The sequence below is a fragment of the Pseudomonas sp. F01002 genome (assembly GCF_004402115.1).
In the GTDB taxonomy this organism is placed as follows: domain Bacteria; phylum Pseudomonadota; class Gammaproteobacteria; order Pseudomonadales; family Pseudomonadaceae; genus Aquipseudomonas; species Aquipseudomonas frigoris.
On record NZ_SOPU01000003.1, the window covers coordinates 189,755 to 199,950 of the forward strand.

6 protein-coding genes are annotated in these 10,196 nt (G+C 59.8%); 1 reads left to right on the top strand and 5 read right to left on the bottom strand.

Annotated features, from left to right (window positions below; all coding sequences use genetic code 11):
• From E3W21_RS01450 to E3W21_RS01470, 5 genes are all read right to left on the bottom strand, one after another.
• The coding region (locus tag E3W21_RS01450) for an ATP-binding protein (RefSeq protein WP_256661469.1) at window positions 1-1,307 on the bottom strand (1,307 nt) is incomplete at its 3' end.
• Window positions 1,304-3,115 (bottom strand): DAHL domain-containing protein, encoded by a 1,812-nt coding sequence (locus tag E3W21_RS01455; RefSeq protein ID WP_134417381.1) that lies wholly within the window; start codon window positions 3,113-3,115, stop codon window positions 1,304-1,306. The genes E3W21_RS01450 and E3W21_RS01455, both read right to left, overlap by 4 nt.
• Window positions 3,112-4,071: a cytochrome-c peroxidase gene (locus E3W21_RS01460; protein WP_134417383.1), complete on the bottom strand. Its 960-nt coding sequence runs from the start codon at window positions 4,069-4,071 to the stop codon at window positions 3,112-3,114. Before E3W21_RS01460 ends, E3W21_RS01455 begins: the two co-directional genes overlap by 4 nt.
• Before the next feature lie 44 nt (window positions 4,072-4,115).
• Window positions 4,116-6,005, bottom strand: coding sequence for a bifunctional diguanylate cyclase/phosphodiesterase (locus E3W21_RS01465; protein WP_134417385.1), 1,890 nt, complete (start codon window positions 6,003-6,005; stop codon window positions 4,116-4,118).
• On the bottom strand, window positions 6,002-8,308 hold the full coding sequence (locus E3W21_RS01470) for a bifunctional diguanylate cyclase/phosphodiesterase (RefSeq protein WP_129438072.1): 2,307 nt from the start codon (window positions 8,306-8,308) through the stop codon (window positions 6,002-6,004). The genes E3W21_RS01465 and E3W21_RS01470 overlap by 4 nt, the downstream gene beginning before the upstream one ends.
• 260 nt (window positions 8,309-8,568) lie before the next feature.
• Here E3W21_RS01470 and E3W21_RS01475 point away from each other — a divergent pair, with 260 nt between their 5' ends.
• Entirely contained in the window at window positions 8,569-9,921 is a 1,353-nt protein-coding gene (locus tag E3W21_RS01475; protein WP_134417387.1) for an HD domain-containing phosphohydrolase, read from the top strand.
• Window positions 9,922-10,196 lie beyond the last annotated feature (275 nt).

The following is a 10,196-nucleotide window of genomic DNA, read 5'->3' on the forward strand; positions in this document are numbered from 1 at the left end:
ACGATGCCATAGGACAGGGACAACCCCAGCCCTGTCCCCTGGCCCACCGGTTTGGTGGTGAAGAACGGGTCGAAGATTTTTTGCAGGCAGTCCGGCGCAATACCGGCGCCGGTGTCTGCGACCTCGATCCACACCGTTTCCGCTTCAAGCCCGGTGCGCAAGGTGATGGTGCCGCGCTCCGGGCCGATGGCCTGAGAGGCGTTGACGATCAGGTTCATGATCACCTGATTGATTTGCGAAGGCAGGCATTCGATGTCGGGCAGGACCTGATACTCCTTGAGCACATCGGCCTTGTACTTGAGTTCGTTGGCGACGATGTTCAAGGTCGATTCGATGCCCTGTTGCAGATTGGCCCACTGCCATTCTTGATTGGAGTCCACCCGGGAGAAGTCCTTCAGGTCCTTGACGATCTGCCCGACCCGGTTGATGCCGTCCTTGGATTCCTTGATCAGCAGCGGAATGTCCTCGCGCAGGAACTCCAGCTCGACCCGTTCGCGCAGTTGGTGCAAACGCTCGACGAGCTCGCTGGAGCCGATCGCCTCTTCCGCATCCCGATAGGCGTCGAGCATTTCCTGCAGCTGTTTGAAGTAGCCATCCAGGGTGCCGAGGTTGGAGGAAATGAAGCCGATGGGGTTGTTGATTTCATGAGCGACGCCGGCCGCGAGTTGCCCCAATGAAGCGAGTTTTTCCGATTGCACCAATTGGGTTTCAAGCTGTTTACGCTCGTCGATTTCCCGCTGCAACTCAACGCTGGCCTCTGTGAACTGCCGGGTTCGGCGTTCGACCATTTGCCCTAAATGGTCCATCTGCACGCTGGCCCGTTCGGTCATGTCCCATTTGGTCAACAGGGTGTTGGCCATCTGCTGGACTTCAATGTTGTCGAACGGTTTTTTCAGAATCAGCAGCCGGTCATGCGCCTGCAATCGATCGAGCAATTCATCCCAGGAATAGTCGGAATAGGCGGTGCACACCACCACTTGCAGGCGCGGGTCGGCCTGCCACAAATGTTCGATGGTCTGCGCGCCGTCCCAGCCCTCGGGCATGCGCATGTCGACGAAGGCCAGGGCGTAGGGGCGGTTTTCCTGCAAGGCTTCGTTCAGTTTGCCCAGGCCTTCCTGGCCGCCATAGGCCGAGTCCAGCTCGAACAACGCGCTGGTTGATTTCACTTCGTTGCCAAACAGCGCGGCCTCCATCTCGTCCAGTTCGACGGTCTGTTCGGGCATGGGCGTGAGAATCTTGCGGAAATCCACGTGAATGGACGGCGTGTCATCGATCAGCAGAATGCGTCGGTTCGAAAGCTCGCTCATGCTTCCTCCTTGACGGTTTTCAGCGGGATCTGCAACGTGAACAGCGCGCCCTTGCCCGGTCCGTCGCTATGGGCGGTGAGGTGGCCGTTCATTTCGATGGCGGCCAGGGCGCAGCTGTGCAGGCCGAAGCCATGCCCTTCCTTGCGGGTGGTAAACCCGTGGGCAAAGATGCGCGTCATGTTTTCCTCGGCGATGCCTTCGCCGTCGTCCTTGACGCTGACTTGCAGGATCTTGTCTTCGACGATTTTGACCCCCAGGGTCATTTGCCGCTGGCGGTTGCTGAGGTCTGACATCGCGTATTTGGCGTTGCTGATCAGGTTGATCAGGATCAGCAACAACCGGTGTTTATCACCCATGACCTGCGGCACGTCGCTGTACTCCTTGACCACCGTGACGTGGTGTCGGGTCAAGGCGCCGGAGTTCATGCGCAGGGCGTCTTCCAGCAATTCGCTGATGTGCAGCGGTTCCATCAGGCTGTTGGCGCCCGCGTAGGACTGCTGGGTGGCGACGATGTCCTTGATGTGGTCCACGCTTTTGGTCAGTTGGGCCAGCTCTTCGGTCATGCTTTGTTGTTCCAGGGCTATCGCGTCCACCAGTTGATTCAGGTAACCCGGTAGCAACTTGCCTTTCGCGTCCTCGGTCAGAAAGGTGCCGAGGTCGCCTGGATGGTCGTTGATCAGCTGCATGGCCTTACCCAGGCCCTGCGCTTTGCTGCCGCGCAGTTTGCGGCTCACCAGGTCGGCCGAAATGTTCACGCTGTTGAGCACGTTGCCGACGTTGTGCAGCACATTGGTGGCGATCTCGGCCATGCCGGCCTGACGCGCGGTGTCGAGCAGTTCGCTCTGGGTATCCTTGAGTTCGCGGGTGCGCTCTTCAACGCGCAGTTCGAGGTCCTCATTGGCGGTTTGCAGGGCTTTGTTGACGCGATTGATCACGGTGAAACTGCGCATCAGGTGAATCGCCAGGTACACCAGCAGCAACACCAACAGCACCGAAAACAACAGCATGTAGAAGTGATAGCGCTGGTCGACCGCATCGGTCCGCTGCTGGTCGGTGTTCAGCAGGTTGGTCATGTCGTCCAGGCGTTCGGCCACGGGAACGGCTTCGATGTTTTCCAGTAACCGATTGACCACCGGCTGCTCACGCAGGATCAGTGAAATGTGGTTGCTCAGAATATCGATCGGACTGTGGAACTGTTCAGGTAGACGCTGTTTGTTCACCCCCAGTTTGTTCAGCCCGAGCAGGATGTCGGCGGCCTTGTCATCGGAGGTGACCTGAGCGAACTCCAGGCTGCTGAGCAGCAAGTCATACGTGTCGGTGGCAATGTTCTGAAGTTGCAGTTGGTCCTCATCCACCAACCTGGACAGCTGTTCCTGAATGTCGTCCTCGGCGGTGGGCAGGAACGCCAGCGAGTTGCGAAGAACGGCGTTGTGAGACTTGAACTGCTCCACCAAGCGGGTCTTTTCCTGCATGGCGGTCAGGTACGCATCATGGCTGGCGCGCCAGACGGGCGAGTCGTTGCGGCCATGGCTCGACTCCATGGTGTCGAACCGCTCCCACAGGTTCGTTATCTCGGTCAGCGGGGTGACCAACGGATCGTAGTTGTGACTGATGGCGACCCTGGCCTTGAGGATCTCGGTTTCCCATTGTGCGTTCAGCTGCTTGATCCGGCCGATCAAGTCCCGGGATTCGGTGTAGGTCGTCGTCTGGTTAGAGCTGGATTTGAGGTACAGGAACAGCAGCACCGAAGCCAGCATCAGGGCCACGGCACTAAGCAACGCCAGGTTGCGGCGGTTAGTCGTTTTCATAAGGGCTTGCCTCCCCATTCACCGGTCAGGGTCTTGAGGAATTTGATGATCAGCGTCTTGTCGTCGGCAGAGGGAATACGACCGAGCTGGAACTTGAACATCACATCCACCGCCTCTTCAAGAGTCTTGGCCGAGCCGTCGTGAAAGTACGGCGCGGTCACGGCGACGTTGCGCAGGCTCGGGACCTTGAACACGTTGCGGTCCTCTTCGTCCTTGGTGACCAGATAGCGGCCCAGGTCGGCTTCGGTGGGGTTGCCCCGAGTCTTGAAGTAGTCGCCCATGACCCCGAACTTCTGGAACATGTTGCCGCCGATGTTGACGCCCTGATGGCAGGCGATGCAGCCGTAGTCCTTGAAGCGTTGGTAACCGTATTTCTCGTCGAGGGTGAGAATGTCGGTATCGCCTTGCAGGTATTGGTCGAAACGCGAGTTGGCGCTGATCAGCGTGCGCTCATAGGTGGCCAGGGCATTCTGCACATTGTTCATGGTCACGCCGTCCGGGTAGGCGTTGGCGAATGAGGCCTGATATGCCGCATCGGCGGTCAGTGTCTGCACCACATGCTCCCAGTTACTGCCCATTTCACTGGGGCTTTGCACCACGCCGTGGATCTGGGTTTCCAGGGTGTCGGCGCGGCCGTTCCAGAATTGCCGGAAGTTCAGGCTGGCGTTGAACACGCTGGGGGTGTTGATCGTCAACGGAAGGCCGGCGAAACCGATGGAAAACGCCTTGTTGTCGGCGCCGCCGTTTTCCAGTCGATGGCAACTGGCGCAGGACAGTGAGCTGTCGACCGACAAGCGCGGTTCATTGAACAACTGACGACCGAGTTCGACCCGCAGGGGATTCTGTTGGGGCACCGGCGGCAGTGGTTTGAGCGCTTCATCCAGTGGCGCGGCACTGGCGCTCAGGCAGAGCCCGAACAACGGCGCCAATAGCAGACGGTGAAAGGAAGGCGGCATCTGATAATTCCTTGGCGTAGGGCCTGTGTGTCGTTGCGCATCGTTCACGTGGCTGCGGATGAAGAGGGCTTCACCGACCCCAGATACCGGACGAAGGCGTCAGGCTCCACGGCTTTGCTGAAATAGAAACCCTGGCCTTCCTCGCATTGATGGGCCTTGAGGAAATCCAGTTGTTCGAGGGTTTCCACCCCTTCGGCAATGATGGTCAGCTTGAGGCTCCGGCCCAGGCTGATGATGGCGCTGACCAGCGCGGCGTCGTTGCTGTCTCTGCTTAAACCGCGAATGAACGACTGGTCGATTTTCAGCACGTCGATGGGAAAACGCCGCAAGTAGCTCAGGCTGGAATAACCGGTACCGAAGTCATCGATGGCCAGTCGCACGCCCATGACTTTAAGCCGGGTCAGGGCGGTCACCGTGGTTTCGACGTTCTGCATCAACACGCCCTCGGTGATTTCCAGCTCCAGCAAGGCCGGTTCCAGGCCTGTTTTTTTGAGTGTCTGTTCGATGCCGTCGACAAAGTCCCGCTGACGGAAATCGATGGCCGACATATTCACCGACATATAGATCTTCGGCAGCCCCGCGGCCTGCCAGGCGCAGGCTTGTCGGCACGCCTCGGCCAGCACCCATTTGCTCAACGGTACGATCAAACCGCTGTCTTCGGCCACACTGATGAAGTCCGAGGGGTAGACCAGGCCGTGCCCCGGTTTTTGCCAGCGAATCAACGCCTCGGCCCCGACCACCTGGCCACTGCCCAGGTCCAGTTTGGGCTGGTAATGCAGGACAAATTCGTTGCGCTCCAGCGCCAGGCGAATGCCGCTCTCGATGCTTTGCTGATCCCGGGCGCGCTGGTTCATCTCGTCGATGAAAAAACTGAAATCGTTCGGGCCGCTTTCCTTGACGTTGCGCATCGCGGTTTCGGCTTTCTTGATCAGCGCGATGGCATCGAAGCCGTCGTCCGGGTAAATGCTGATGCCCAGGCTGGCGGTCACGCTTAGGTCGTGGCCGGCAATGTGCTGGGGCGCGCGGATGGCGTTCAAGAGTTTTTCGGCGATGCCCTTGGTCTGCTGGGGATGGCGGACGTCGGCGAGGATCACCACGAATTCATCGGAACCGTAGCGGAACACCGAGTCGGACTCGCGCACCGTCGCCACCAGATTGCGCCCGACCTGTTTAAGCATTTCGTCACCGGCCGGATGACCCAGGGCATTGTTGATGCGCTTGAAGCGATCGAGGCCCAGAAACATCACGGCCAGTTGTTTGTCATGGCGCCGGGACAGGGCCAGTGACTGGTTCAACCGGTCACCGAGCAACGTGCTGTTGGGCAGCTCGGTCAGTACGTCGTACTGCAACAAGTGCGACACCTTGAGCAATTCGTGGACCCGCGCCTCGATGGTTTGCTCCAGGCTCAGGACCTTCATCGCCGCGTCCTGCGCCATCTGCCATTTCCAGGTCAGGGCACTGGCCATCTGGCGGATTTCCAGGCTGTCGAAGGGCTTTTTCAGCACCAGCAACTGGTCGCCGAACTCCAGCCGTTCGGCCATGTCTTCCCAGGTGTAGTCGGAAAAGGCCGTGCACAACGCGATTTGCAGGTGAGGGTCGGCCTTCCACAATTGCTCGATGGTTTCCAGGCCGTTCCAGCCCGGTGGCATACGCATGTCGGTGAACGCCATGGCATAGGGGCGACCTTCGGCCTGTGCGCGCTTGACCAGTTCGAGGGCTTCCTGGCCCTGGTAGGCCGAGTCGAGCTGGAACGTCAGCCGATCAAGCTGCACGGTGCCGAACAGGGCTTCTTCTGCACTGGCGAGGGTCTGTTCACCTCCGGGCTCTTCACCTTCGATCTCCGGGCCAAGGATCTTGCGAAAATCCTCATGGATCGAGGGCGTGTCGTCGATGATCAGGATGCGCCGGTTGGTCCGCACGAAAGGCGATTTCATCCTTTGTCCTCCGTGAAGCGTGGCGGGTTGTCCAGGATCGGCCCGATGTCGTGGTTCGGGGGCACGATGCTGCCGGCTTTCAGCAGCTCGGCGGCCTGCTGGCTGCTGACCGCTTTGCTGAAGAAGTAACCCTGGGCGTTCATCGGTGAACCGGTGGCCATCAGCGCGCTGCGCTGCTCCTGGGTTTCGACGCCCTCGGCAATGATGCCGATCCCGACTTCACGGGCGAAGTTGATGATGGCGCGCAGGGTGTTCGCGCTGGCCGGATCGCGGGCGGCGGTGTCGATGAAGGCCTGCGCAAGTTTCAGGTGATTGACTTGGTAGGTCTTGAGGTAGTCGAACGAGGAATACTCGGTGCCGAAGTCGTCGATGGCGATCTTTACCCCCAGCTCACGCAGGCGCGGCAGCACATCGTTGTGGGTCCATTTGGTCTGGGCCAGCGTCGCTTCAGTGACGTCGAAGCGCAGGTCCCAGGGGCAGAGTTCCCAGCGCGCGGTGGTGCGCAGCACGTCATAGATCAGTTCGGGACCACTTTTGAGTTGGGCCAGGGACAGCTTGATCGCAATCACCGGCGGCGCCATGCCTTCATCGCGCCATTGGCGCATTTGCTGGCAGGCGCGATCCAGCACCCAGTGACCGAGCGCGACGATGGTGCCGGTCTTTTCCGCCGCGGGCAGGAACGCCGGGGCTTCCAGTAAACCGCGCTCAGGGTGGTTCCAGCTGACCTGAGCTTCCATGCCAAGGATTTTGCCGCTGCTCAGGTCCACTTCCGGCCAGTAATGCAGTTCGAGTTCCTGGTGTTCGATGGCCGCTCTCAGGTCGCTGGCGATGGTCATGCGTTCGACCACCTCCTGGTTGATCTCCTCGGAGTGGAAGTGGTACTGGTTGCGGCCCTTTTCCTTGGAGCGATACAGCGCCATGTCGGCCTGGGTCAGCAGGCCGTCGGCGCTGGTGCTTTCCGGGGTACAGCTACTGATGCCGATACTCACCGAGACCCGCACATCATTGCCGGCCAGGGAGTAGGGCAGTACCAGCGTGTCGCGGATCTTGGCGGCCAGGGCCGCGGATTGGGTCGGGTCGCCGACATCCAGCTGCAAGATCGCGAACTCGTCACCGCCGAGTCGGGCGACCACATCGTTTTCGCGCACGCAGGCCTTGATCCGGCGGGAAACCTCTTGCAGCAACAGGTCGCCTACCGGATGGCCGAGGGTGTCGTTGATGCGTTTGAAGTGATCCAGGTCCAGGTAAAACATGGCGAACGGTGCCGCCCCCCGACGCGCAGAGGCGAATGCCTGGTGCAACCGCTCGATCAGCGTCGCACGGTTGGCCAGCCCGGTCAGCCCGTCGGTGCGGGCCAGCAGGGCGATTTTCTCTTCGGCCAGTTTGCGTTCAGTGATGTCGATGATGATGCCTTCGACTTCCAGCAAACGGCCTTCATCGTCGCGCACCGGGATGTAGCGGTTTTCGACCCAGCGCCAGGCTCCTTCGCCAGTGCGCATCCGGAATTCGATGGAAGCGCCCGCCGCATGACGGTCCAGCACCCGGGCCATGGCGGTGTCGACCTTCGTTTGATCATCGGGATGGATCAGTTCCTGGGACCAGTTGGCCGAGGCGACCAGTTTCGCCGCGACATGACCGTATTTGGTGATGTTGTGCGAGATATACATCAACGGAAACGACGGCTCGCCGCGCAACCGATACAGAATGGTGGGGCTGTTCTGCACGATGATGTTGGCGTCGGACAGCTCTCGGGTGCGTTCTTCGACCGCCTGTTCGAGCAGCGACATCTTCAGCTCTGCGTCTTCGGTCATTTGCCACTTGGCCGTCAATGCGCTGGCCATCTGGCGGATTTCGATGGCATCGAAGGGTTTTTTCAGAATCAGCAGGCGATCGCCCAGTTCCAGGCGTTCGTCGATGTCTTCCCAGGAATAGTCGGAATAAGCGGTGCAAAGCGCCACTTGCAGCTTGGGATCGGCCTGCCACAGCCGTTCGATGGTTTCCAGCCCGTCCCAGCCCGGCGGCATGCGCATGTCGATGAAGGCCATCGCGTAGGGCATGTCATTGGCCAGCGCCGTTTCGACCTTGTCCAGGGCTTCGAGGCCCTGAAACGCCGAGTCGAGCACGAAGCTTTGCAGCGATAGCGCCGCAGGGGTGCCGAACAGGGCATTTTCGGCGCTGATCAGGCTGTCGTCATCGATCGATGGCGGACTGAGGATCTTGGCGAAGTCCGCATGAATCGAGGCTGTGTCGTCGACGATAAGAATCCGCCGGTTGGTCCGCGCCAGTAGCGTATTTATCGACATACGCCAGTACCGGCAGCAGTTTGATGCGGTGTTCTCATAGAGGGGCTTCCTTTCCCTGATCACCTGGCCGAACGTACAGATTATGGATCCGAGTCAGCTGAGCATAGTCGTCTGTCCAGCACTTCGCGCAATTCAATGAGCTGAATCATTTCCGTTGGCGGGCTGAAAATCATCTAGCCTGTAGGTCAGGCTCCGGCAATAGGGGATGTTTGCCTCGGGGCCCGCCACAACGATGTGCCCGTTTCACTTGAGGTGACGCCATGGAAGAGCAACTCCCCACGACTTTGAACGATAAACCCAAGGTGCTGCTGGTCGATGACGAGGAGTCAATCCTCAACAGCCTGCGTCGCCTGTTACGCGGCCAGCCCTACGAGTTGCTGCTGGCCACCAGCGGTGCCCAGGCGCTGGAGATCATGGAGCAACACTCCATTGACCTGGTGATGACCGACGCACGCATGCCCAACATGGACGGCGCCACGCTGCTGGCCCGCATCCATCAGCTTTACCCGACGACCACCCGGATACTGCTCACCGGCTACGCGGACATGCCGACGATCATCAAAGCGATCAACGAAGGGAAGATTCACCGCTATATCAGCAAACCCTGGAACGACGAGGAAATGCTCCTGACCTTGCGCCAGGCCCTGGCTCATCAATACTCCGAGCGCGAACGCCAACGTCTGGAGCAGTTGACCCGGCTGCAGAACGACCAGTTGAAGTCGCTCAACATCACCCTGGAAAAACACGTCGCCGCCCGCACCGCCGAACTCCAGCAGACCGCCGACATGCTCGACCTGGCCTACGAAGAGCTCAAACACAGCTATGTCACCGGCACCGAGGTGTTCTCGCTGCTGGCCAACCTGCGCTTGCCCCCGGCCAAACAGACCAACCGCCAGATCATCGAACTGGTGCGGGTCTACTGCAAACTTCATGGCCTGGACGAGGGCACCAGTCGCGACCTGACCATGGCCGCGGCGCTCTACAACATCGGCAAGCTGAGCTGGACCGACAGCATGATGACCGCGCCCGCGGACCTGCTGCATCACAGCGATCGGGAGCGCTATCGCGGTTATCCAAAGCAGAGCGAATCGCTGTTGATGACGCTCGATCCGATGAAGGACGCCGCCCGTCTGATTCTTCATCATCAGGAGCGCTGGGACGGCAGCGGCTTCCCCGACCGGCTCAAGGGCGAGGCGATTCCGTTCGGTTCGCGGCTGTTGAAACTGGCGGTGGATTTCATCGAGTTGCAGCGCGGGCTGATTCTCGAGCGACAGATGAATAGTGATGAAGCACTGGTCTACATCCGCAGCTATGCCGGGCGACTCTACGATCCCGACCTGGTGGAGGATTTCATCCAGGTCTGTGCCGCGTACCTGAGCGATGTCTCGTTGGCCGACCCGTCAGTGAAGGTGCTGAGCACGCGGGAAGTGACAGCGGGCATGATCCTGGCGCGCAACCTCAATGCCGACAACGGCATGCTGCTGCTCAATGCCGGCAAGGTGTTGAATGGGCCGCTGGTGGAGAAGTTGATCGCCTTCGAAGCCATGGAAGGCGCGAAATACAGCATTTTTGTAAAGGTGCCGGAAGACGTTGCGGTTCTCGAGGCCAGTTAGTTTTCCAGACTCTACACAACCCCCCTGTGGGAGCGGCGGNTGCGGCGATCCGACTTGCTCGCGAAAGCGGTTTTTCATTCAACATTGATGTTGACTGGCCCGCCGCCTTCGCGAGCAAGTCGGATCGCCGCACCGCCGCTCCCACAGGGGATCTGCGGATGTCTGCAGAGATTTTTTCGGCGTGACGAGGCGCCGATTCTCATGTGATCCTTGCGCCTTTTCCCAAGGCCGATCCCGATCCATGACCCTTTCATCCGCTGCTTCGCCCCGCCTCA